19 protein-coding genes are annotated in these 24,760 nt (G+C 63.9%); 15 read left to right on the forward strand and 4 right to left on the reverse strand.

What is annotated here, in order from left to right; all coding sequences use genetic code 11:
• The first annotated feature begins 398 nt into the window (after positions 1-398).
• The 3 genes from JAB1_RS08195 to JAB1_RS08205 all read left to right on the forward strand — a co-directional run bounded on the left by JAB1_RS08195 (position 399) and on the right by JAB1_RS08205 (position 6,343).
• Positions 399-3,440 carry a TonB-dependent receptor gene (locus JAB1_RS08195; RefSeq protein WP_070279434.1) on the forward strand — a complete coding sequence of 1,014 codons (3,042 nt, stop codon included), beginning with the start codon at positions 399-401 and terminating at the stop codon, positions 3,438-3,440.
• A gap of 66 nt (positions 3,441-3,506) precedes the next feature.
• Positions 3,507-4,898 (forward strand): Gfo/Idh/MocA family oxidoreductase, encoded by a 1,392-nt coding sequence (locus tag JAB1_RS08200; protein WP_205412530.1) that lies wholly within the window; start codon positions 3,507-3,509, stop codon positions 4,896-4,898.
• Positions 4,899-5,026: 128 nt separating this feature from the next.
• Positions 5,027-6,343 carry a DUF3472 domain-containing protein gene (locus JAB1_RS08205; protein ID WP_070279435.1) on the forward strand — a complete coding sequence of 439 codons (1,317 nt, stop codon included), beginning with the start codon at positions 5,027-5,029 and terminating at the stop codon, positions 6,341-6,343.
• A gap of 10 nt (positions 6,344-6,353) precedes the next feature.
• Here the strand turns inward: JAB1_RS08205 and JAB1_RS08210 are convergent, their stop codons facing one another.
• Positions 6,354-6,866 carry a hypothetical protein gene (locus JAB1_RS08210; RefSeq protein WP_070279436.1) on the reverse strand — a complete coding sequence of 171 codons (513 nt, stop codon included), beginning with the start codon at positions 6,864-6,866 and terminating at the stop codon, positions 6,354-6,356.
• Positions 6,867-7,016: 150 nt separating this feature from the next.
• Here JAB1_RS08210 and JAB1_RS08215 point away from each other — a divergent pair, with 150 nt between their 5' ends.
• From JAB1_RS08215 to JAB1_RS08225, 3 genes are all read left to right on the forward strand, one after another.
• Entirely contained in the window at positions 7,017-7,529 is a 513-nt protein-coding gene (locus JAB1_RS08215; protein ID WP_070279437.1) for a sigma-70 family RNA polymerase sigma factor, read from the forward strand.
• Positions 7,529-8,503 carry a FecR domain-containing protein gene (locus tag JAB1_RS08220; RefSeq protein ID WP_070279438.1) on the forward strand — a complete coding sequence of 325 codons (975 nt, stop codon included), beginning with the start codon at positions 7,529-7,531 and terminating at the stop codon, positions 8,501-8,503. The genes JAB1_RS08215 and JAB1_RS08220 overlap by 1 nt, the downstream gene beginning before the upstream one ends.
• 85 nt (positions 8,504-8,588) lie before the next feature.
• A complete protein-coding gene (locus tag JAB1_RS08225) occupies positions 8,589-11,051 on the forward strand; it encodes a TonB-dependent receptor (protein ID WP_070279439.1) in 2,463 nt (820 codons plus the stop codon).
• Between the two features lie 4 nt (positions 11,052-11,055).
• Here JAB1_RS08225 and JAB1_RS08230 read toward each other — a convergent pair whose 3' ends face one another.
• Positions 11,056-11,433 carry a SirB2 family protein gene (locus JAB1_RS08230; protein WP_070279440.1) on the reverse strand — a complete coding sequence of 126 codons (378 nt, stop codon included), beginning with the start codon at positions 11,431-11,433 and terminating at the stop codon, positions 11,056-11,058.
• 87 nt (positions 11,434-11,520) lie between these two features.
• Entirely contained in the window at positions 11,521-11,967 is a 447-nt protein-coding gene (locus JAB1_RS08235) for a GNAT family N-acetyltransferase (RefSeq protein ID WP_070279441.1), read from the reverse strand.
• A gap of 283 nt (positions 11,968-12,250) precedes the next feature.
• On the opposite strand from JAB1_RS08235, the gene JAB1_RS08240 reads away from it, so the two are divergent.
• From JAB1_RS08240 to JAB1_RS08250, 3 genes are all read left to right on the forward strand, one after another.
• On the forward strand, positions 12,251-13,495 hold the full coding sequence (locus tag JAB1_RS08240; protein WP_070279442.1) for a nitrate/nitrite transporter: 1,245 nt from the start codon (positions 12,251-12,253) through the stop codon (positions 13,493-13,495).
• Positions 13,492-14,877 carry a NarK family nitrate/nitrite MFS transporter gene (locus JAB1_RS08245; RefSeq protein WP_070279443.1) on the forward strand — a complete coding sequence of 462 codons (1,386 nt, stop codon included), beginning with the start codon at positions 13,492-13,494 and terminating at the stop codon, positions 14,875-14,877. Before JAB1_RS08240 ends, JAB1_RS08245 begins: the two co-directional genes overlap by 4 nt.
• Positions 14,878-14,940: 63 nt before the next feature.
• Positions 14,941-15,636 carry a carbonic anhydrase gene (locus tag JAB1_RS08250; protein ID WP_034781617.1) on the forward strand — a complete coding sequence of 232 codons (696 nt, stop codon included), beginning with the start codon at positions 14,941-14,943 and terminating at the stop codon, positions 15,634-15,636.
• Here JAB1_RS08250 and JAB1_RS08255 read toward each other — a convergent pair.
• Entirely contained in the window at positions 15,622-15,993 is a 372-nt protein-coding gene (locus JAB1_RS08255; RefSeq protein ID WP_070279444.1) for a ribonucleotide reductase subunit alpha, read from the reverse strand. The two genes, JAB1_RS08250 and JAB1_RS08255, sit on opposite strands and share 15 nt — an antisense overlap.
• Before the next feature lie 245 nt (positions 15,994-16,238).
• Between JAB1_RS08255 and JAB1_RS08260 the strand changes: the two genes are divergently transcribed.
• The 6 genes from JAB1_RS08260 (at position 16,239) to moaA (ending at position 24,720) form a co-directional block, all read left to right on the forward strand.
• Positions 16,239-19,937: a nitrate reductase subunit alpha gene (locus JAB1_RS08260; protein WP_070279445.1), complete on the forward strand. Its 3,699-nt coding sequence runs from the start codon at positions 16,239-16,241 to the stop codon at positions 19,935-19,937.
• A 1-nt stretch (position 19,938) separates the two neighbouring features.
• Entirely contained in the window at positions 19,939-21,489 is a 1,551-nt protein-coding gene (gene narH, locus JAB1_RS08265; protein WP_034781611.1) for a nitrate reductase subunit beta, read from the forward strand.
• Positions 21,490-21,498: 9 nt separating this feature from the next.
• On the forward strand, positions 21,499-22,155 hold the full coding sequence (gene narJ, locus JAB1_RS08270) for a nitrate reductase molybdenum cofactor assembly chaperone (RefSeq protein ID WP_231958226.1): 657 nt from the start codon (positions 21,499-21,501) through the stop codon (positions 22,153-22,155).
• A 27-nt stretch (positions 22,156-22,182) separates the two neighbouring features.
• Positions 22,183-22,869, forward strand: a complete 687-nt coding sequence (narI, locus tag JAB1_RS08275) for a respiratory nitrate reductase subunit gamma (protein WP_070256335.1) — start codon at positions 22,183-22,185, stop codon at positions 22,867-22,869.
• Between the two features lie 15 nt (positions 22,870-22,884).
• Positions 22,885-23,631, forward strand: a complete 747-nt coding sequence (locus JAB1_RS08280) for a peptidylprolyl isomerase (RefSeq protein ID WP_070279446.1) — start codon at positions 22,885-22,887, stop codon at positions 23,629-23,631.
• Positions 23,632-23,733: 102 nt separating this feature from the next.
• Complete coding sequence (gene moaA, locus JAB1_RS08285; RefSeq protein ID WP_070279447.1) at positions 23,734-24,720, forward strand: GTP 3',8-cyclase MoaA; 987 nt, start codon at positions 23,734-23,736, stop codon at positions 24,718-24,720.
• Positions 24,721-24,760 lie beyond the last annotated feature (40 nt).

Below are 24,760 nucleotides of genomic sequence, written 5' to 3' on the forward strand. Positions count from 1 at the left end.
TAAGTGAAAGAGGATAGGCATGTCTTCTTTCGCGGTGCTCTTTCCGGATTGCCACGCGGATTATCCGCTGCCGGATGACTCCTTGCCTGCGCGTGTATCTGTCATACCACGATAACGAAAGCTATCTGCCGCGAATCTCATTCAATCGAAAGATAAATACTCTTTATTTGCTCAATTTAGCGATAAATTTACGTTATAACTTTCTTTTTGTTGACGATACTTATTTTTCTTTTTAAAGTAATCCCAAGAAAAGAAAATCAGCCGATGCGGACTGATTTCCCGGAAGGTGCAACTGCCTGGCTGCACCGGCCGACGACCACCATAAAAATTGCATCCCCCCGACTTCGCCCTGGAGCGGGGAGGGCGCGCATAACCCTCGATATAGACGGAGAGACAGCATGCATACCACCCGACTCAAATTGCGCGACATCAGCCGCGCCGCAGCGATCGTGATCGCACTGGCGGCCGGCGTGCCAGGCCAGGCCTGGGCACAGTCGAACGCCACCAGCACCATTTTCGGTGAAGTGAGCGCGCCGGCCGGCGCCACCGTGGTGCTGGAAAACCTGGCGACGGGCGTGCAGCGCAGCCTGACGCCCGATACGTCGGGCCGCTACGTGGCCAACTCCATGCCGCCAGGCCGCTATGCGGTGCGCGTGCTGCGCGCCGGCTCGGTGGAAGCGTCGCAGGAAGTCGAAGCCCTGATCGGCGCGGGCGCGGAAGCGAACTTCGGCCCGGCCAGCGCCGCCGGCACGGTGGGCCAGGAGCAGACCGTCGTGGTGAAGGCGTCGCGCAATCCGATCGACGTGTCGAACACCAACAATGGCGTGATCTTCACGGCCAAGGAATTGAAAGCGCTGCCGGTCGGGAACGACGTCGCCTCCATCGTGCAGCTGACGCCGGGCGTGTCGCGCGGCACCAACAGCGTGTATGGCAATGCGCCATCGATCGGCGGCTCGGGCCAGTCCGAAAACGCCTTTTACGTCAACGGCTTCCCGATCACGAATATCCTGACCCAGGTGGGCGCATCGGAGCTGCCGTTCGGCGCGATCTCGAACCTGCAGGTGCTGTCGGGCGGCTATGGCTCGGAGTTTGGCCGCTCCACGGGCGGGGTGATCAACATCACCACCAAGAGTGGCGGCAACAAGGTCGAATTCGGCGGCAAGGTGTCCATCATCCCCCGTTCGCTGAAAGGCGAGCCGGAAAACACCTATTACCCGAACACGGGCGCCAATCCGAAGACGGATGGCAATCTGCTGTACTGGAACCGCGACAATGGCAGCACCAGCAAGGTGGTGGGCCTGTATGGCAGCGGCCCACTGATCAAGAACAAACTGTTCGCCTTCGTGGCGCTGGAACAGACGCGCACGGACAGCCAGGCCGTTGCCGCCACCGCCGACTCGGGCACGGCCCTGGCGCGCGGCTGGAGCACCAGCCAGAGCAAGGTGAACCGCATGATGGCCAAGCTGGATTACAACCTGACGGACGACCATCACTTCGAATACACCAAGCTGTATGACCGCACGAAAACGGATAGCCAGGCGTATGGCTACAGCTACGCCACGCATGCTAGCAATGGCGTACAGGCGGGCAAGGGCGAGACGACGGTCAACTGCTGCGGATCATCGGCCGCGCCGGGCGCCAACATCGACATCTTCAAGTACACGGGCTACCTGACGGACAACCTGACCGTGACGGCCATGATGGGCGAATCGCGCACGTCGCACACCCGCACGCCGAATGGCTACAATCCGCTGCTGGCGCAAACGTCGTCGAATACCTCGACCCAGGTGCCTGGCCTGACGTACGCCAATCCGCAAACGGTGACGGGCACTCTGGTCGACCCATCGTCGGAAGACCGCCAGAAGGCCAAGCGTCTGGACCTCGAATACAAGCTGGGCAAGCACTCGCTGCGTGGCGGCATCGACCGCATCGACGTGGAATCGAAGGTGGGCCTGAGCCTGGCGGGCGGCTACCGCTGGAGCTATCTGAAAGCGGACGATCCGAACCGGGCCATCAACGGCGCGTTCGAGACGCCGGCACAGGGTGGCGGCTACGGCGCGCAGGGCTATTACGTCAGCAAGGACTTGAATGCCAACCTGGCGCGTCCGACCAGCGTGCAGTCGGCGCAATACATCCAGGATCACTACCAGGTCACGGAACGGGTGCTGCTGGACCTGGGCCTGCGCCGCGAGCAGTTCACCAACTACAGCACCGATGGCGTGGCCTTCATTTCGCAGCGCAACATGATCGCCCCGCGCGTGGGCGCCACCTGGGATTACCTGGGTGACGGCACCCTGAAATTCTTCGCCAACGGCGGCCGTTACCACTTGCCGGTGCCGTCGAATTTGTCGAGCAACATGGCCAGCCCCTTCCTGGCCACCAGCGAGATGTACACCTACACGGGCGTCGATCCCGTCACGGGCGCGCCGACGGGCCTGCACGCGATCAGCAAGCCGTATTCGGCCAACAACGCGTACGGCCAGAGCCGCGATGCGCGCGAAGTGACGGCCGTTGGCTTGAAACCGCTGTCGCAGGATGAATTCTCGCTCGGTTTCGAACGCGCCCTGAGCAAGAAACTGGTAGTGGGCGCCAGCGTCCTGTACCGCAAGCTGAACGACACCAACGACGACGTCTGCGATGCGCGTCCGCTGCAAGCCTGGGCCACGCGCAACAGCGTCGACACGAGCAACTGGGGCGGCTTCCAATGCGCCATCATCAACCCTGGCCGCGAGAACAGCCTGATGGTGGACTTTGACGATGGCAAAGGCTTGCGCCGCGTGGATATTTCGGCGGCGGAGTGGGGCAATCCGCTGCCATCGCGCACCTACCGCGCCTTGAACCTGTTCGTCGAGCACCCGTACACGAACGGCTGGTACGGCAAGCTGACCTACACCCTGTCTGCGCTGAAGGGCAATATGGAAGGCCAGACGGACAGCATCGGCGGCGGTGACGTGGGTCTGACCGTCAGCGACGACCACAAGGAACTGATGTACAACGCCTATGGCTACCTGCCAGGCGACCATCGCCACGCGTTCAAGGCCTACGGTTTCATGCAGGTCATCCCGGACGTGATGGTCGGCGCCAACCTGTCGCTGACCTCCGGCGCGCCGCGCAACTGCATCGGCGCGCTGCCCGATAACCTGCGGTTCGAGAACGATTACGGCGATTCCTACTTCTATTGCAATGGCAAGCCGGCGCCGCGCGGCAGCCAGGGTCGCCTGCCTTGGCAAGCCCAGCTGGACATGAATCTGGCCTATACTCCCAGCGCCGTCAAGGGCCTGAGCCTGAAAGTGGACGTCTTCAATGTGTTCAACAGCCAGACCGTGACCCGCTATAACGAAACGCGCGAAGACCATGGCGCCATCGCCCGCAACTACCTGCAGGTGGCTGGCCGCACGGCGCCGCGTTCCGTGCGCTTCACGGCGGAATACACCTATTAAACTGCAGCCGGCCCGCTGCAAGGCGGGCCGGTGACGAACATTACCAATGGAAGCGAGAAGAGACCAATGACAACACAAATCAATCGACGCAATTTCCTGTCCGCCAGCGCCGCGCTGGCCGGTGGCGCCATGGCCGGCAGCGCCTTGCTGCCTGGCGACGCCAGCGCCGCCCCTGCGGCCGGCCGCGACAAGGTCCGCCTGGGCCTGATCGGCACGGGCATGCGCGGCCAGGTGCTGCTGGCTGAACTGGTGCGCCGCGATGACGTGGAAGTGGTTGCGCTGTGCGATATCGAGCCGATCATGCTGAAACACGCGCTGGGCCAGGTGGCCAAAGCCGGCAAGCCCCGTCCGCGCACGTATGGCGAAGACCGCGACCAGAAAGCCTACAAGCGCATGCTGGACGCGGGCGGCCTCGATGGCGTGATCATCGCCACGCCGTGGGAATTCCACGCGCCGATGGCGATCGCCGCCATGCAGGCGAAGATACCCGTCGGTTGCGAAGTGGTAGCCGGCATCACCCTGCAAGACCACTGGGACGTCCTGAACACCCAGCTGAAAACGGGCACGCCGTACATGTTGCTGGAAAACGTATGCTACCGCCGCGACGTGATGGCTGCGCTGCAGATGGTGCGCGCGGGCCTGTTCGGCGAACTGCTGCACCTGCAGGGCGGCTACCAGCACGATTTGCGCGCCGTGAAATTCAACAGCGGCAATCCGGCCAAGCCGTATGGCGGCGGCGTGGAATTCGGCGAAAAGGGCTGGTCGGAAGCCCATTGGCGCACGCAGCACTCGGTCGAACGTAATGGCGAACTGTATCCGAGCCACGGCATCGGCCCATGCGCCATGTACACCAACATCAACCGCGGCAACCGTTTCACGCGCATCAACGCCTTCGCCACCAAGGCGCGCGGCTTGCACGACTACATCGTCAAGCAGCCGGGCGGCGCACAGCATGCGAACGCCAAGGTCAAGTTCAAGCTGGGCGACGTGGTCACCACCACCCTGGCGTGCGAGAACGGCGAAACCATCATCCTGCAGCACGATACGAGCCTGCCGCGCCCGTACTCGCTGGGCTTCCGCGTGCAAGGCACGGACGGCCTGTGGATGGACCTGAACAATTCCATCCATATCGAGGGCGTCAGCAAGCCGCACCAGTGGGATGATTTCAAGACCTACCAGGACAAGTATGAGCACCCGGTCTGGCGCAAATATGCGGCGCAAGCGGAAGGCGCGGGCCACGGCGGCATGGACTTCTTCGTCATCCACGCCTTTGTCGAGGCGCTGAAGGCCAACGCGCCGATGCCGATCGATATCTACGATGCCGTGACGTGGAGCGCCATCACGCCGCTGTCCGAGCAGTCGATCGCCGCCAACTTCCAGACCCTGGACTTCCCGGACTTCACGGGCGGCCAGTGGAAAGCGCGCAAGCCTATCTTCGCTCTCGACGGCAAGTACTAAGCCTTCACGACCCGCTACCGCGCCTGCCGCCGTAGCGGGTTTTTTCCAGCCATCCCAGCTTTTCAAACCGCGGCGCACGCCGCAGGACTTCTTGCGCCTGTTGCACGCCGTACCACCAGGAGACGTTGATGAAACACAGAAGTTCATTACTCTACGCAGTCCTTCCCGCCATGCCATTGCTGCTGGCCGCATGCGGCGGCGCCACTGCCACCGCTACCCCCGACATGGGCGGCACCGCCTTGCTGGGTGCCAGCGTGGCCGCGCCGGCCACCACCGCCACCGTGGAACTGGCCGGCAACGCCTTCATCACGGGCGGGAACGAGGGCGCCGTCATCGGGGAACATGGCCTGGCAGGCTGGAGCAATCCGGCTGCCGTCGCCAGCACGTATTTCCGCGTCTCCGGTGCGGGCCCGGTCCAGGTGGCGCTTGACGCCAGTCTGGCCGATGGCGGCAACAGCAACATCCGCGTGAAGATCAACGGCAAGCCCTTCGACGTGAAGCTGGCCGGCAAGGCGCGCAAGACCTATGCCGTGGGCACGGTGAACGTGGCGGCGGCCGGCTATGTGAAGGTGGACTTGCAGGGGCTGTCGCGCGTGAAGGCCACGTTCGGCGACGTCACCGCGCTGAAGGTGACGTCGAACGCCGCGCTCACGTACGCCAATGACCCCGCCAATTACTACTGGTCGCGGCGCGGCCCGTCCGTGCACATGGGCTACACGGTGCCGGCCAATACCGAGTATTTTTATAACGAGATGACGATACCCAAGGGGCAGGACGCCATCGGCTCCTATTTCATGGCCAACGGCTTTGGCCAGGGCTACATGGGCATCCAGGTGAAATCACCGAGCGAGCGCTGGATACTGTTTTCCGTGTGGGACGCTGACAATGGCGCCAAGACCACCCTGGTCAGCAAGGGCGCCGGCGTGGTCGATAACGCCTTTGGCGGCGAGGGCACGGGAGGCCAGACCTATCTGTCGTATAACTGGGCAGCCGGCACGACGTACCGCTTCATCACGCGCGCGCGGCCCGACGGCAATGGCGGCAGCGATTACTCGGCCTGGTTCTTCGCGCCCGAGACGGGCAAATGGCGCTACATCGCCACCTGGAAGCGGCCGGCGATTTCCACGTATCTGACGGGCGTGCATTCCTTCCTCGAGAACTTCATCGATACCCTGGGCTACACGGAACGCCGCGTCCAGTTTGGCAACCAGTGGGCAAGGAATGCATCGGGCACCTGGTCGGAAGTGACGGCCGGGAGGTTCACCGGCGACGCCACGGCCACGAATGCGCAGCGCATGGATTATGCGGGCGGGCTGGAAAACGGCAAGTTCTACCTGCATAACGGCGGCTTCTTTGCCGATTACGTGCAAACCAGCCAGAACTTCACGCGTCCGGCCACGGGCCAGGCGCCCACCGTCGATGTGAGCGCCTTGCCGATGCAATAGGCACTGGTTTTCAGCCCGGTCGCTTGCCCACCATCGCTTCGATGCCGCGATAGTAGGTGAGCGGCCGGCCTATCGTCACTCCCATCAATGCGGCCGCCTGGATGATGTCGTTGGTATCGCGCCGGTACACGACCAGCGCATCCATTTCGTCGCTGCCGTTGCCATCGATCTGGATCAGGTCGTAGCCGCCTTCCTCCACGGCGCGCTGTGCCAGTTCCTTGTCCAGCCACTCGAAATAGGGTAGCGCGCTACCGTCGCTGTCCTTGAGCAGCTCGTACGGGAAGTCGGGGAATGCGTCGAACATGTCCTGTATCTGTTCGTGCAGTTCGTCGAGCTTGTCGCTCGACGCCATATAGCCGCCCAGGTGCCAGAGGATCGCCACCGCGTAGGCTTGCGCATCGCTGTCGATCCACTCGTCGCGTGGCGCGGAGGGCGCATCGGTGATGGCGGCGACGGCCGCGTCGAGTTCCTCTCCTTCCAGGTCACCGCAGGTCAGTTTGGTCAGCAGTTCAGACAAGAGCATGTTTGGCTTTCAGGGTAGGGCACGGCCAGGGGAAAGGCATGTGCAAGATGTTGTAAATACTATCATTTCTACGTGCTACGCGGCGGTTGCGCCAGCCGTGTCATGCCAGTTAGAATGCGAATCATTATTGTTTGCGTGTGAGGATTTTCCGTGCCGCCTGCCCAATCCGGCGTCCACCAGGAGGTGGGCAGCCTGTATCACCAACATCACCGCTGGCTGCAAGGCTGGCTCAGGCACAAGCTGGGCAATGCGTTTGACGCGGCCGACGTGGCGCACGACACCTTCATGCGCCTGCTCAATCGCGACGAGACCATCGCCGCGCGCGAGCCGCGCGCCTTCCTGACGACGGTGGCCAAGGGCGTGCTGGGCAATCTGTACCGCCGCCGCGACCTGGAAGCGGCCTACCTGGAAACCCTGGCCAGCCTGCCGGCGCAATGCGCGCCAGACCCGGAGGCGCAGGCGATCCTGCTCGAAGCCCTGTTCGATATCGACCGCCGCCTCGATGGCCTGGCGCCTGCCGTGCGCCGCGCCTTTCTGCTGTCGCAGCTCGATGGCATGCCGCAGGCGGCCATCGCGCTGGAGCTGAATGTCTCGCTGGCCACTGTGCAGCGCTACCTGGTCAAAGCCATGCACCAGTGCTTCTTTTCCCGGCTGGCGCCGTGATGGGCGCCCTCACGCCGGAAGCGGCCAGCTTGCAGGCTGTCGAATGGCTGGTGCGGCTGCAGGCCGGTGACGCCACGCCGGAAGTGGAGCAGGCATGGCGCGCCTGGCGCGGCAGCGACCCGGAAAACGAGCAAGCCTGGCAGCACGTGGAAGGCTGCATGGCGCGCATGCGCGCCTTGCCCGCGCCGCTGGCGCACGGCACGCTGGCCCGCAAGCCGCTGCACGCGCAAGCGAATACGGCGCGGCGGCAGTCTTTGAAACTCCTGGCGCTGCTGGCCGTGGGCGGCGGCGCCTGGCTGGCGGGTGGCGATGAGCAGGCGCGCTTCTGGCTGGCCGATTACCGCACGGGTACGGGCGAATTGCGCCACATCGTGCTGGCAGACGGCACGCGCATCGCCCTCAACACGGCCACCTCCATCGACGTGCGTTTCGATGCGGGCCAGCGCCTGGTGACCCTGTTAAAGGGCGAGATCATGGTCGCCACGGCACGCGACGTGGCGGGCCGGCCTTTTTTCGTGCGCACGAGCCAGGGCCGCTTGCAACCGGTGGGCACGCGCTTTGCCGTGCGAGCCGGCAGCGAAGCCACGCGCCTGGGCGTATTTGCGGGCGCTGTCGACATGCTGCCGGAACAAGCGCCCGATGCGGCGCGCAGGCTGCAGGCGGGCGAACAAGCGACTTTCACGGCAGGCAGCGTTGGCTCCGCCGAGCTTCTGCCTGCCGGCGCCGATGCGTGGACGGCCGGCATGCTGGTGGCGCACGACATGCCGCTGGCCGATTTTGTCGGCGAGCTGGCACGCTACCGCCATGGGCGCCTGGCCTGCGATCCGGCCGTCGCCCACCTGCGCGTGTCGGGCATCTATCCGCTGGCCGACACGACGCAAGTGCTGGACATGCTGACGCGTACCTTGCCCGTCGACGTGCGCCAGAGCACGCGCTTCTGGGTGAGCGTGGTGCCGCATCGGAAGCATCCATGATTATTTTCTGAAAATGTGAGGGTTTTTCGATTTTCGCGTGGCATAGCGAGTGAACCCCTCATTCACTTTCAGGAAAACAGTCCGCATGCCCAGCACAACACCTACTTACCCATCTTCCGCTTCCCGCACATGCCGCCGCAGCGTGGCGGCGCTGGCCGTCAGCCACGCCCTGTGGCTGCTCGCCGCCAGCGGCGCCTCGGCTGCCGCCCCCCTTGCCCAGGCAGCCAGTGCGGCGCGCATCGAGCTGGCGATACCTGCCGGCACCCTGGAACAGGTGCTGGTGCGCTTCGGTCAGCAGACGGGCACCATGATTTCCTACCAGGCCGCCACCGTGGCCGGCAAGCGCAGCGCCGGACTGACGGGCAGCTACAGCGTGCCCGAGGCGCTGGGCGCCATCGTCGCCGGTTCGGGCTTGCGCGCCGTGCCGCAGGCGAATGGCGGCTATGTGCTCGACGTGGCAGCGGCCGAGGGAGGCCAGACCATGCCGGAGATGAAGGTCAGCGCCAGCTTTGATGCGAATGGCGCGACGGAAGGCAGCGGCTCGTATACGACGCAGACCATGCGCTCGGCCACGCGCCTGGGCCTGTCCGTGCGCGAGACGCCGCAAGCCGTCAGCGTGGTCACGCGCCAGCAGATGGATGACCAGAACCTGCAAACGGTGGAAGAGGTGCTGCAAAACGCGGCCGGCGTGGCCATCAACCGCTACGACAGCGACCGTACCTCGTTCTTCGCGCGCGGCTTTTCCATCGCCAGCTACCAGTACGACGGCATTCCCACCACGGTCGACAATGCCTACAACGTGGGCGACAGCACCCTGGACATGACGGCCTACGACCGGGTCGAAATCGTGCGCGGCGCCACGGGCCTGCTCACTGGCGCGGGCGAACCGTCGGCCACCATCAACCTGGTGCGCAAGCGCGCGTCATCGAAGCAGATGGCCGGGAATGCCGCCCTGAGCCTCGGTTCCTGGCGCAATGCGCGCGCCAGCGCCGACCTCTCCACGCCCTTGAGCAGCGATGGCAAGGTGCGCGGCAGAGTGGTGGCCAGCTACCAGGACAGCGAATCGTATGTGAACCTGTATCACGGCAAGAAAGCCATGGCCTATGCCACCGTGGAAGCGGACCTGGCGCCCGGCAGCGTGCTGATCGCCGGCTATGAATACCAGGACAACCGCCCGCGCGGCGGCATGTATGGCGGCTTGCCGCTGTGGTATGCGGATGGCGAACGCGCCACCTTGCCCCGTTCCGCCACCACGGCCACCACCTGGAGCCGCTGGTTCAGCACCAGCCAGACGGCGTTCTTGCGCCTGGAGCAGGACCTGGGCAAGGGCTGGAACCTGACGGCCATGCTGAATCACGGCTGGGGCAATTATTCGGCGGCCGAGCTTTTCGCCAATACATGGCCGGACAAGGCCACGGGCCAGGGCGTGACGGGCTACACCGGGTTTTACTCGGGCACGCGGCGCCAGGACAGCGTCGACGCCTATGTGCAAGGGCCCGTGCAGCTGCTGGGGCGCACGCACGATCTGGCGTTTGGCGTATCCGGCAGCAACCAGTTCTCCAGCAACCCGGGCATCTCGGGTGGCAGCGTCGATTATGGCAATTTCCATCAATGGCAGGGCGTGACGCCGGAGCCGGACTGGAATGACGCGAATTTCTCGCGCTGGCAGCTGCTCGACACGGTGCAGCAGCGCGGCATCTACGGCACGGCGCGCTTTTCGCTGGCCGATCCCTTGAAACTGATCGTCGGTGCGCGCTACAGCCGCTACAAGGCGGACCACGTCGATGACTGGGGCGGCAGCTACGCCTATGCCAAGCATGCCGTCACGCCGTATGCGGGCCTGGTGTGGGATATCGACGCGCAGCATGCGCTGTACACCAGCTACAGCAAGATCTTCAAGCCGCAGGGTTACCAGGACCGGTTCGGCCGCTATCTCGATCCCGTACAGGGCAAGAATGTGGAAGCGGGCGTGAAGGGCGAGTATTTCGGCGGCCGATTGAACGCGGCGCTGGCCGTGTTCCGCATCGCGCAAGATGGCCTGGCGCAGGAGGATACGGGCCATTTTGTCGGCAATTCGCTGACGCAGGCGTATTACGCGGCGGCCGGCACCACCAGCAAGGGCGTGGAGCTCGATCTGTCGGGCGAGCTGGCGCAGGGCTGGAACGTCTCGGCCAGCGTGTCGCATGCGGCGGCCGAGGACAATACCGGCGCGCGCCTGAACAGCTATGTGCCGCAGACCCTGGCGCGCGTGTTTTCCACGTATCAGCTGCCTGGCGGCTGGCGCGCCTTGTCCGTGGGCGGCGGCGTGAACTGGCAGAGCGGCGCCTACCGCGACGCCACCGGGCCGAAGGGCACGCAGCGCGTGGAGCAGGGCGGCTATGCCGTGGCCAGCCTGATGGCGAAGTACGCGCTGTCGCGCCAGCTGTCGCTGCAGGCGAACGTCAACAACCTGTTCGACAAGCGTTACTACAGCCAGCTTGGCATGTATAACCAGGCTTACTGGGGCGCGCCGCGCAACGCCAGCGTCACCCTGCGCTACATGTTCTGATGCATCAGAGCGGCCAGGCCTGCTTGGTGACGGCCACCGCGACGATGTAGGCGAATACCAGCACGGCGAGCGCGAAGGCGGCGCCGCGCACGGCCGGCGTCTTGCCGCGTTTTAGTGCGATGGTGCCCAGCACGATGTAAGCCAGCAGCGCGCACAGCTTGGCGGCCAGCCACGGCTGGCTGCCCGGCGACTGGCCGCTCCACACGGCCAGCGTGATGGCGCTGGCCAGCAAGGCCGTGTCGACCAGGTGCGGCAGTACTTTCACCCAGCGCTGCTGCAAGGCGGGCGAGGCGCGCAGCATCCAGGCGCCGCGCAAGAGGAAAAGAAAGCCGCTGGCGGCGGCGCAACCCATGTGGAAATGCTTGAGGCTCAGATAATCCATGCGTGATGTGGTGGGCGTTGATTGATGGTGGCGCCAGCATAGCCGCCTTTGGCGCGCCGCGCCATACGCCGTCGGGAGGACGCGTGATCAGCGGCACCATTTCACGTACACCAGCTCCGGGTCTGCCTCGTCGAGATGGTCGATCCGGCCGCTGCGCACGAAGCCCGCGCTGGCGAACAGCCGTTGCGCGGCCAGGTTGGACTGGTTCGTCGAGGTGAACAGCTTGCCTGTCTGGCACGCGGCTTCGGCGGCGGCCAGCAGGCGCAAGCCCACGCCGCGCCGCTGCTGCCCGGGAGCGACCACCACCAGCGAGACGAAGCCGTAGCCGAAGAAGTCGTCGTGCGTGAGGACATAGCCGGCGACCAGGCCAGCCCGGATGGCCACCTGGCAGTGCCCCTTGCCGACGGCGGCGCGCACGGCATCGCCCCGGCTGGCGTGCACCTGCGCATACGCGTCGCAGGCCAGCATGGCTGCCACATCGCCGGTCTGGGCCAGGCGGGTGATGACGGGGTCTGTTTCGTGCCTGTTCTGCATGCCGCTCCTTTTTCTCCAGGCGCCGAGTGTGCCAAAAATACCTGCGTTTGTAAAACACCCGCCATCCAGGCTAGGTCCATCCTCCGCCATCTAGTCACTTTTGCCGATACGGCTATCCAGATTGCCTTTCCAGAATCACCCTGTGGCCGATAGTGCCTTTCCCCTCTGCCACGTAAGCTGGTCGGGACGGCTGGCCAGACGGCCAGTGCATTCATGGAGAAACATCGTGGCTACCCTAGATGGCACTAAGAACAACAGTAGTAACAAGGCAGTCGAACCCGGCATGCGGCGCAAGCAGGCGTCCGTGCTGATCAGCAGCACCTTCGCGTTTACCATCTGCTTTGCAGTCTGGATGATGTTTGCCGTACTGGGCATCCCCATCAAGACCAGCCTGGGTTTGACTGAAACACAATTCGGCCTGCTGGCCGCCATGCCCGTGCTGACGGGCTCCCTCGTGCGCGTGCCGCTGGGCATCTGGACGGACAAATACGGCGGACGCCGCGTCTTCTTCTGGCTGATGCTGGCCAGCGTGGTGCCGATCTACCTGATTTCCTACGCCACCGCCTACTGGCACTTTCTCGTGCTGGGCATGTTCGTCGGCCTGGCGGGCGGTTCGTTTTCCGTCGGCACGCCCTACGTGGCGCGCTGGTATGAAAAGGAGCGCCGCGGCCTGGCGATGGGCATCTTCGGCGCCGGCAACTCCGGTTCCGCGCTGACCAAGTTCGTCGCGCCCGGCATCGTCGCCGCCTTCGGCTGGCAAATGCTGCCCAAGGTGTATGCCGTGGCCATGCTGGCCACGGCCATCATCTTCTGGCTGTTCTCGTACACGGACAAATCGCATCTGGCGCCATCGGGCGAGAGCTTTTCGGCGCAGATGAAGGTGCTGAAGGATCCCCGCGTGTGGCGCTACTGCCAGTACTACTCGGTGGTGTTTGGCGGTTACGTGGCGCTGGCGCTGTGGATGACGAAGTACTACGTGGCCGAATACGGCTTCGACCTGAAACACGCGGCGCTGCTGGCCGCGTGCTTCTCGCTGCCGGGCGGCGTGCTGCGCGCCGTGGGCGGCTGGATCTCCGACAAATACGGTGCGGCGAAAGTCACCTGGGCCGTGATGTGGGTGTGCTGGGTGTGCTTCTTCCTGCTGTCGTATCCGCAAACGCAGATGGTCGTGGAAACCGTCACGGGTCCGCTGGCTTTCCATATCGGCCTGTCGCCGCTGTGGTTCACCGTGCTGCTGTTCATCGTCGGCATCGCCATGGCCGTGGGCAAGGCGTCCGTCTTCAAGTTCATCGGCGATGATTTTTCCGACAACATCGGCGCCGTCTCGGGCGTGGTCGGCCTGGCCGGCGGCCTCGGTGGCTTCATCCTGCCCGTGATGTTCGGCGCCCTGGTGGACTTCACCGGCGTGCGTTCGAGCTCCTTCATGCTCCTGTACGGCACCGTCTGCGTTTCCCTCATCTGGATGCATTTCTCGTTCAAGCCGCTGCGCGCGGCGACTATCAATCAACCTGCAGGAGCTAAAGCATGAGCCGCTACATGATCAATACGTGGGAGCCGGAAACTCCGAGCTTCTGGCAAAACACGGGCAAGGCCACGGCCGCGCGCAATCTGTGGATCTCGATTCCCGCGCTGCTGCTGGCATTCGCCGTGTGGATGGTGTGGAGCGTGGTGGTGGTCAACCTGCCCAACATCGGTTTTACCTACAGTAACAACCAGCTGTTCTGGCTGACGGCCTTGCCGGGCCTGTCCGGCGCCACCTTGCGCATCTTTTATTCGTTCATGGTGCCGATCTTCGGCGGCCGCCGCTGGACGGCCATTTCCACGGGCTCGCTCCTGATTCCCGCCATCGGCATCGGCCTGGCCGTGCAGGATGTGAACACGGGCTATCCGACCATGCTGATCCTGGCGCTGCTGTGCGGCTTCGGCGGCGGCAATTTCGCCTCGTCGATGGCCAATATCAGCTTTTTCTACCCGAAGGCGAGCAAGGGTTTCGCGCTGGGCATGAATGCGGGCCTGGGCAACCTGGGCGTGTCGGTGGTGCAGTTCGTCGTGCCGCTGGTGATCACGTTTGCCGTCTTCGGCGCCTGGGGCGGCGATTCGCTCACCTGGGTGAAAAATGGCGTGAGCAAGGACATGTGGCTGCAAAACGCGGGCTTCATCTGGGTGCCGTTCATCGCGCTGTCCACTTTGCTGGCCTGGTTCGGCATGAATGACCTGGCGTCGGCGAAGGCCTCGTTTTCCGAACAGGCCGTGATCTTCAAGCGCAAGCACAACTGGCTCATGTGCTGGCTGTACACGGGCACCTTCGGCTCCTTCATCGGTTATTCGGCCGCCTTTCCGCTGCTGATCAAGATCCAGTTCCCCGACGTGAATCCGCTCGATTATGCCTTCCTCGGCCCCCTGGTCGGTGCGCTGGCGCGCGTGGCCGGCGGCGTGATTTCCGATAAATTGGGCGGCGCCCGCGTCACCCTGTGGTCGTTCCTGCTGATGATCGGCGCCGTGCTGGGCGTGCTGTACTTCATGCCGCAAGCGGGCGTGGGAGGAAGCTTCAATGGTTTCTTCTGGATGTTCATGCTGCTGTTCGCCGGCACGGGCATCGGCAATGCGTCGACCTTCCGCATGATCCCGGTGATCTTTTTGACGGAGCACCAGCGCGCGGCCGCCGGCAAGGGCAAGGCGGAGCAGGAGCAAGCCATCGTCGACGCCAACAAGGAAGGCGCGGCCGTTCTGGGCTTTACGTCGGCCGTGGCCGCGTATGGCGCCTTCTTCATCCCGAAAAGCTATGGCACCTCGATTGCGCTGACGGGCAGCCCCGACGCGGCCTTGTGGTGCTTCATCGGCTTTTATGTGAGCTGCATCGCCATCACCTGGTGGTGCTATGCGCGCAAGAATGCGCCGATGCCTTGCTAGTTGGCGTCAGAACGCCTGGCAAGTCCTGGTTGCCGGGCGCTGTATAAAGTATTCGAGGTAGTCATGGAAGAACTGGAAAAATTTGTCAACGGCTTCAGCCTGTTTCAGCAGCAGTATTTCAGCGAGCCGCAAACCTTGTACGACAGCCTGCGCGACGGGCAGCGGCCCTCGACCTTGCTGATCGGCTGCTGCGATTCGCGGGTCGATCCCATGCTGCTGACGGGCAGCGACCCGGGCGACATGTTCGTCGTGCGCAATATCGCCAACCTGGTGCCACCGTGTACCCCGGACGCGCCGCCCGGCGTCAGTTCGGCCATCGAGTTCGCCGTCTGCAAGCTGGAAGTGGCCAGGGTCATCGTGCTCGGACATGCGCGCTGCGGCGGCATCCGCGCGCTGCTGGAACCGCAGCCGCGCGCGGAAGGCCAGGAAACGGACTTCGTGGGACAGTGGATGCGCATCGCCGAACCGGTGGCGCAAAGGGTGCGGCGCGAGCTGGCGCACCGCTCGTCGGCGGAACAGCACCACGCGTGCGAGCTGGCCAGCATCCTGCAGTCGCTGGACAACCTGCTCACCTACCCGTGGCTGAAGCGGCGGGTGGAGCAGGGGGTGTTGAAGCTGCATGGATGGTATTTCGACATCGACAGCGGGGCCCTGATGGCATATTCGGCGCGCCAGCAGCAGTTTTTGCCGCTGGTCTGCCCGATCGAACGGGCGCGTCATCTGCACGAGCGCCCTTGGCCGGATTCAGCTAAAACGTAACAAATCCCCGCTGCGGTCAAACGCCAGCAGGCTGTCGATGCGGCCTTGCTCGATGGCCATCACCATGGCGCGCAGGGGCGCCTCGCATTCCTGCGCCGCGGGCGGCTGGCCGTCCTGGCCAGCCAGTCCCGCCACGAAGACCACGTCCCAGTGCGTCTGCATCTGTTTCGACTCCTCTTTCAATGTCTCGAAGCTGTCCAGTTCCTCGGGCAGCTTGTCGGCGCACATCACGGGTGTGAGGGACTTGCCCTGGCCGCCAGGCTGGGCCTGCGCCTGGGTAAAGGTGAACAGCAGGCGTTGCGGCTGCTCCTGGTTGCGGGCGCTGCGCAGCAGGCTGGCGTAATCGGTAATCGGCATGGTGCTCTTTCTCTGGGTTGAACGATGACGACAGGTATACCGCAGCGCCGCCTTGCCGCCCATAGGCAATAGTGACTATCCGGGTGACTACGCGCCTATGCATTCCTGGTGCCGGAAACCGACTTCTTGCCAATACCGCCGGGCACGGCACATCGATAGACTGTTTGTATCGACGCTTGAGCCATCCTGCTTGCAGCGTTTTTTAAGACCTGGCGCCGCTGTCCGCGGCGCAATGTGGAGGTAGCATGAGTCACTTTCTGGACCGCCTGAAATTTTTTAGCAAGCCCGCCGAGCCGTTTTCAAACGGCCATGGCACCGTGGTCGATGAAGACCGTACCTGGGAAAACGCCTACCGCCAGCGCTGGCAGCACGACAAGATCGTGCGCTCCACGCATGGCGTGAACTGCACCGGTTCATGCAGCTGGAAGGTATACGTCAAGAATGGCCTGATCACCTGGGAAACCCAGCAAACCGATTATCCGCGCACGCGGCCCGACCTGCCCAACCACGAACCGCGCGGCTGCCCGCGCGGCGCCAGCTATTCCTGGTACGTGTATTCCGCGCAGCGCGTGAAATACCCGATGGTGCGCGGCCGCCTGATGGAAATGTGGCGCGAAGCGCGCAAGACCATGGACCCCGTCACGGCCTGGGACTGGATCAGCCAGGATCCCGTGCGCTCGCAGCAGTACAAGTCCATCCGCGGCCTGGGCGGCTTCGTGCGCGCCACCTGGGACGAATCGAATGAAATCATCGCCGCCGCGAATGCGCTGACGATCAAGAAATACGGCCCGGACCGCGTTGTCGGCTTTTCGCCGATTCCCGCCATGTCCATGGTCAGCTATGCTTCCGGCACGCGCTACCTGTCGCTGATCGGCGGCGTGGCCCTGAGTTTCTATGACTGGTACTGCGACTTGCCGCCAGCCAGCCCGCAAGTGTGGGGCGAACAGACGGACGTGCCGGAATCGGCCGACTGGTACAACTCGACCTATCTGATGGTGTGGGGCTCGAACGTGCCGATGACGCGCACGCCCGACGCCCACTTCTACACGGAAGTGCGCTACAAGGGCACGAAAACCGTGGCCATCTCGCCCGACTACGGCGAAATGGTGAAGTTCGGCGACATCTGGCTGGCGCCGAAGCAGGGCACGGATGCCGCGCTGGCGCTGGCCATGGGCCACGTCATCCTCAAGGAATTCCATTCGGAAGGGCAGAGCGCCTACTTCCGCGACTATGCGCGCCAGTACACGGACTTCCCCATGCTGGTGCTGCTCAAGGAGCATAACGGCACCCTGGTGCCCGACTACTTCCTGCGCGCTTCGCACCTGGACAACAACCTCGACGAAAGCAACAATCCGGAATGGAAAACCCTCGTCATCGATGAAACCACGGGCGCCATCACGGCGCCGGCAGGCTCCATCGGCTTCCGCTGGGGCGAATCGGGCAAGTGGAACCTGGAGCAAAAAGCGGGCGGCAGCGGCGAACCTATCGTGCCGATGCTCTCCATGATCAACGACAGCGACGCCGTCACGGAAGTGGGTTTCGCCTACTTCGGCGGCAAGGATGCGTCCGACATGTTGCTGCGCAAGGTACCGGTGAAAACCATCCGCCTGGCCGACGGCACGACGGGCCTGGTTACCACCGTGTTCGACCTGACGCTGGCCAACTACGGCATCGATCGTGGCCTCGGCGGCGAAAACGTGGCGGAAAGCTATGACGACGACGTGCCGTACACCCCCGCATGGCAGGAGAAGCACACGGGCGTGAAACGTGCCGACGTCATCACCGTGGCGCGCCAGTTCGCGGAAAACGCGGACCAGACGCGCGGCAAGAGCATGGTCATCGTGGGCGCCGGCCTGAATCACTGGTACCACATGGACATGACGTACCGCGGCATCATCAACATGCTGATGATGTGCGGCTGTATCGGCCAGTCGGGCGGCGGCTGGGCCCATTACGTGGGCCAGGAAAAACTGCGTCCGCAAACGGGCTGGACGCCTTTGGCTTTCGCCCAGGACTGGGTGCGTCCGATGCGCCAGATGAACGGCACCTCGTTCTTCTATGCCCACACGAGCCAGTGGCGCCATGAAAAGCTGGAAACGGGCGACATCGCCTCGCCATCGGCGGCCGGCGGCACGGGCGACCTGACCCTGCTCGACTACAACGCCAAGGCGGAACGCATGGGCTGGCTGCCATCGGCGCCGCAGCTGCAGACCAATCCGCTGGAAGTGGCCAAGGCCGCCAAGGCGGCGGGGCAGGCGCCGGCCGCATATGCGCTCGACCAGATCAAGGCGGGCCAGCTGCAGTTCTCGTGCGACGACCCGGACAACCCGGCCAACTTCCCGCGCAATATGTTCGTCTGGCGCTCGAATATCCTGGGCAGCTCGGGCAAGGGCCACGAGTACTTCCTGAAATACCTGCTCGGCACGCAGAACGGCTTGCTCAGCGACGAAGACGACTGCATCACGCCGAAGCAGGTGAAAGTGCGCCCTGCCGCCGAAGGCAAGCTCGATCTGCTGGTGGTGCTGGACTTCCGCATGTCGACCACCTGCCTGTACGGCGACGTGGTGCTGCCGACGGCCACCTGGTACGAAAAGGATGATCTGAATACGTCGGACATGCATCCGTTCATCCACCCGCTGTCGGAAGCCGTGCAGCCCTTGTGGCAATCGAAGTCGGACTGGGAAATCTACAAGGGCATCGCCGAGAAATTCTCGGAAATCGGCGGCGAGCTGCTGGGCACCCAGCAAGACATCATCCTCACGCCGCTGATGCACGACACCCCGGGCGAACTGGGCCAGCCTTTCGATCCCAAGGATTGGCGCGCCGGCGAATGCGACGCCATTCCCGGCAAGACCATGCCGAACATGACGGTGGTCGAGCGCAATTACCGCGACGTGTACAAGAAGTTCACCTCGATCGGCCCGCTGCTGGAAACCATCGGCAACGGCGGCAAGGGCATTTCCTGGAAAACGGGCCATGAAGTCGAGGTACTGCGCGGCGTCAACCGCACGGTGCTCGAAGAAGGCGTCTCCAAGGGCCAGCCGCGCCTCGATACGGCCATCGACGCGGCCGAGATGATTTTGTCGCTGGCGCCGGAAACGAATGGCCACGTGGCCGTCAAGGCCTGGGCCGCGCTGTCGGCCATCACGGGACGCGAGCATACGCACCTGGCGCTGCCGCGCGAGCATGACAGCATCCGCTTCCGCGACGTTCAGGCGCAGCCGCGCAAGATCATTTCCTCGCCCACCTGGTCGGGCCTGGAAAGCGAGGAAGTCAGCTACACGGCCGGCTATACCAACGTGCATGAACTGATCCCTTGGCGCACCCTGACGGGCCGCCAGCAGTTCTACCAGGATCACCTGTGGATGCGCGATTTCGGCGAGGGACTGTGCGTGTACAAGCCGGCCATCAACACGAAGACGACGGAAGCGCTGCTGGGCACCAAGCCGAACGGCAACAAGGAACTGGCGCTGAACTTTTTGACGCCGCACCAGAAGTGGGGCATCCACTCCACGTATTCGGACAACCTGCGCATGCTGACTCTGTCGCGCGGCGGACCGCACGTGTGGCTGTCGGAGACCGACGCGAAAACGGCCGGCATCGTCGACAACGACTGGATCGAAGTGTTCAACGTGAACGGCAGCCTGACGGCGCGCGCCATCGTCAGCCAGCGCATCCCGGCCGGCATGACGATGATGTATCACGCCCAGGAAAAGATCATCAACGTGCCTGGCGCGGAGATGACGGGCAAGCGGGGCGGCATCCATAACTCGGTGACGCGGGCCGTGCCCAAGCCGACGCACATGATCGGCGGCTACGCCCAGCTGGCGTACGGCTTCAATTACTACGGCACGGTGGGCTCCAACCGCGATGAATTCGTATTGGTGCGCAAGATGAACAAGGTCGACTGGCTCGAAGGCCCGTTGCAGGAAGAAGGAGCATAGTATGAAAATCAGAGCGCAAATCGGCATGGTGCTGAACCTGGACAAGTGCATCGGCTGCCACACCTGTTCCGTCACCTGCAAGAACGTATGGACCAGCCGCGACGGCGTCGAGTACGCATGGTTCAACAACGTGGAAACCAAGCCGGGCATCGGCTATCCGAAGCAGTGGGAAAACCAGGACAAGTGGAATGGCGGCTGGCGCCGCACGGACGCGGGCAAGATCGAGCCGCGTCAGGGCAGCCGTCTGAAAATCCTGGCCAACATCTTCGCCAACCCGAACCTGCCGGCCATCGACGAGTATTACGAGCCGTTCACCTACGACTACGAACACCTGCAAAGCGCGCCGCTGTCGCAGACGCCGCCGACGGCCCGTCCGATCTCCGTGCTGACGGGGAAAAAGATGGAGAAAATCGAGTGGGGCCCGAACTGGGAAGATGACCTGGGCGGCGAATTCGCCCAGCGCAGCAAAGATAAACTGTTCGACAACATGCAGAAGGAGATGTACGGCACGTTCGAAAACACCTTCATGATGTACTTGCCGCGCCTGTGCGAGCATTGCCTGAACCCGACGTGCGTGGCGTCTTGCCCGTCCGGCTCCGTGTACAAGCGCGAAGACGACGGCATCGTGCTGATCGACCAGGACAAGTGCCGCGGCTGGCGCATGTGCATCTCCGGTTGCCCGTACAAGAAGATTTACTACAATTGGTCGTCCGGCAAGGCGGAGAAGTGCACCTTCTGCTTCCCGCGCATCGAAGCGGGCCAGCCTACCGTGTGCTCGGAAACGTGCGTAGGCCGCATCCGCTACCTGGGCGTGCTGCTGTACGACGCCGACAAGATCGAGGCTGCCGCCTCCGTGCCGCAAGAGCAGGACCTGTACCAGGCGCAGCTCGATCTGTTCCTCGACCCGCACGACCCGGCCATCATCGCCGAGGCGCGCCGCCAGGGCATCCCGGACCTTTGGCTGGAAGCGGCCGTCAAGTCGCCCGTCTACAAGATGGCCGTCGAGTGGAAAGTGGCGTTCCCGCTGCATCCCGAGTACCGCACCTTGCCGATGGTGTGGTACGTGCCGCCCCTGTCGCCGATCCAGGCGGCCGCCGAATCGGGCAAGCTGGGCGTGAACGGCATGCTGCCGGACACGCAAAGCCTGCGCATACCCGTGCAGTACCTGGCCAATCTGCTGACGGCCGGCGACCAGCCGCCCATCGTCACGGCACTGGACCGCATGCTGGCCATGCGTGCCTACATGCGCAGCAAGACCGTCGAGAAGGTGGAGAACCTCACGGTTCTGAAACAGGTGGGCTTGACCAAGGCGCAGGTGGAGGACATGTACCACATCATGGCCATCGCCAATTACGAAGACCGCTTCGTCATCCCCAGCAGCCACAAGGAAATGGCCGAGGACAGTTTCAACGAGAAGGGTTCGTGCGGCTTCAGCTTCGGCAATGGCTGCTCGGACGGCACCAGCGAGCCGACCTTGTTCGGCAAGAAAAAGCACGGTTCGGCCATCTTCATGCAGATGCCGAAGTCGCGCAAAACGGCGCCAGGCGCCTAAGGAGCTCATATGGAACACGCTATGCATCACTACCAAGTCCTGTCTCGCCTGCTGCTGTATCCCGAGCCAGAGCTGATCGCGCACCTGCCGCAGCTCGGCGCCGCGCTGGCGGCCGTGCCGGAGCAGCACGCGCTGCTGCGGCCCTTGCTGGCGCACCTGGAAAGCAGCAGCCTGATCGACCTGCAGCAGCAGTACGTGGCCACCTTCGACCGCAATCCGTCGCACTCGCTGCACCTGTTCGAGCATATCCACGGCGAATCGCGCGACCGGGGCCAGGCCATGGTCGACCTGATGGAGGAATACAAGCGCCACGGCCTGCAAATGGTGGGCGACGACTTGCCCGACTTCGTGCCCCTGTTCCTGGAGTTTCTGGCACAGCTCGACGAGGAAGTCTCGGCACCGCTGCTGGGCGATGCCGTCCACGTGCTGGCGCACATCGGCCGCAAGCTGACGGCCAACGGCAGCCCGTACGCGCCCGTCTTCACGCTGCTCGAACGCCTGAGCCCCGTGGCGGCAGAAATGCTGGCCGAACCGCCGGTGCGCGACATGGACGAAGCGCTGGAAACCTTCGGTCCCGGTGCGGACGGCGTCGAGCCGTTGCTGCGCCAAGCGCCGGGCGGCGTCCATCCCGTGCATTTTCACCCGCAGCCGCGGCGCGCCGCTTGAATCGCGTCCGCATGAGGAGAGTACATCATGAGTAATTACTTGCATCAATTTGTGTATGGCATTTATCCATACATCGCGCTGGCCATCTTTTTCCTGGGTAGCCTGATCCGTTTCGACCGCGAGCAATATACGTGGAAGTCCGATTCCAGCCAGCTGCTGCACCGCGGCAGCCTGCGCCTCGGCAATATCCTGTTCCACATCGGCATCATCGGCCTGCTGTTCGGCCATGCGGCCGGCTTGCTGACCCCCGTCTGGGTATGGGATACCCTGGGCGTGTCGCATAGCCTGAAGCAGGGCGTGGCCATGGCGGCCGGCGGCGTGATGGGCGGCCTGTGCCTGGTCGGCATCCTGATCCTGCTGGCGCGCCGCTTCGGCAATGAACGGCTGCGCGCCGTCACCACGGCCGGCGACAAGCTGGTGATGGTGTGGATCTTGCTGACCTTGCTGCTGGGCCTGTCGTCGATCTTCGTCTCGGCTTCGCACATGGATGGCCACATGATGGTCTTGCTGATGAACTGGGCGCAGCACATCGTGACCTTCCGCGGCGACGCCGCCAGCTTCATCGTCGATGCGCCGCTGGTGTTCAAGCTGCACCTGTTCATGGGCATGTCGCTGTTCGTCATCTTCCCGTTCACCCGCCTGGTGCACGTGTGGAGCGGCTTCGGCGCCATTGGATATCTGGGCCGCGCCTATCAACTGGTGCGCCGCCGCTAAGAAAGGAGCTACATCATGGGAATCTCCGTCAATGGCATCGATATCGACGATGCCGACATCGCGCAGGAGCTGCCGCATCACGACGGCGCCGGCAATCCGCTGAAACAGGCCGTGCATGAACTGGTGCTGCGCCGGCTCCTGCTCGACGAGGCCGAACGCCTCGGCGTTCAGGGCGGCAGTACTGACGACCGCATCGAAGCGCTGTTTGCGCAGGAAGTGCGCGTGCCGCCCGCCGACGATGCGGCTTGCCGCACCTTTTATGCGCAGCGCCCGCAGCTGTTCAGCAGCGGGGCGCTGGTCGAGGCGCGCCACATCCTGTTCCAGGTGACGCCCGAGGCGCCGCTGGAGCTGCTGTGCACGACGGCGCAAGCCGTGCTCGATGCCCTGAAACTGACGCCCGAGCGCTTCGGCGAACTGGCGGCGCAGTATTCGAACTGCCCGTCCGGCGCCCTGGGGGGCAACCTGGGCCAGCTGTCGCCGGGCCAGAGCGTGCCGGAATTCGACGCGCTGCTGTTCCGCCTGGAAGAGGGCGCGCTGGCCGGCCATTTGCTGGAAACGCGCTTCGGGTACCACATCGTGCAAGTGCTGCGCCGCGTCGAAGGCCAGGCCATCGCCTATGAGGCGGTGCAGGCGCAGATCGCCGACCGCCTGTCGCGCGCCGCGTGGCAGCGCGCCGTGCACCAGTACCTGCACTTGCTGGTGGGGCGCGCCGAGATCGCCGGCGTCGAGCTGGAAGGCACAGCCAGTCCGCTGGTTCAGTAGGCTGAAAGGCGTAGTCCGAAAGGCGTAGGCCGCTAGGCCTTCTGGGGCACAGCCAGATCGTGCCCCAGCCTTTACAATCAAGAAAGAAACAGGAGTAGCGTCATGGGTAGCGTCAAGTTGCAGGACCGTTTTGGCCGTTCGATCGATTATGTGCGGCTGTCCGTTACCGACCGTTGCGATTTGCGCTGCAGTTACTGCATGCCCAAGGGCTTTCGCGGCTTCGAGGAACCGAAGGACTGGCTGACGTTCGACGAGATCGAGCGCCTGCTGGGCATCTTCGTTCGCCTCGGCACGCGCCGCGTGCGCCTGACGGGCGGCGAGCCCCTGTTGCGGCGCAACCTGCCGCAACTGGCGCAGCGGCTGACGGCGCTGCCTGGCCTGCAGGACCTGTCGCTGTCGACGAATGCCACCCAACTGGGCAAGCATGCCGTGGCCTTGCGCGCGGCGGGCGTGGACCGCATCAACGTCAGCCTGGATTCGCTGGACCGCGCCTGCATGCAGCAGATCACGGGGCGCGACAGCCTGCAACCGATTCTGGATGGCCTGATGGCGGGCAAGGCGGCCGGTTTCGACCCGATCAAGATAAATATGGTGGCCATGCGCGGCGTCAATGACGGCCAGATCGAGGCCATGGCGGCGTTCTGCATCGAGCAGCAGTTCATCCTGCGCCTGATCGAAGCCATGCCCATGGGCAGCACGGGCCGCAATGCCTGCTACATGCCCCTTGGTCCCGTGCGCGAGCGCCTGGCGGCCCGCTTTGGCCTGGTGCCGCAGGCGATGGAGCTCGGTGGCGGGCCGGCGCGCTACATGGCGACAGCCGACGGGCGCTCGAGCATCGGCTTCATCACGCCCATGTCGCAGCATTTTTGCGCCACCTGCAACCGCGTGCGCCTGTCCGTCGATGGTACCCTGTACCTGTGCCTGGGCCAGGAAGAGAAATTCGCCTTCGGCCCCATGCTGCGCGGCGGGGCCACGGATGCGGAGATCGAAGCGGCGATCCGCGCCGCCATCGAACTCAAGCCGCAGCAGCATGATTTCAATACGCAGCCCGATAAAATCATCCGGTTCATGGCACAGACGGGCGGCTGAGGCAGTTTGCATTTACATTCAAGGGCGGTATGAAATTCAA

It is taken from the genome of Janthinobacterium sp. MP5059B, assembly GCF_001758645.1.
GTDB classification, from domain to species: domain Bacteria; phylum Pseudomonadota; class Gammaproteobacteria; order Burkholderiales; family Burkholderiaceae_D; genus Janthinobacterium; species Janthinobacterium lividum.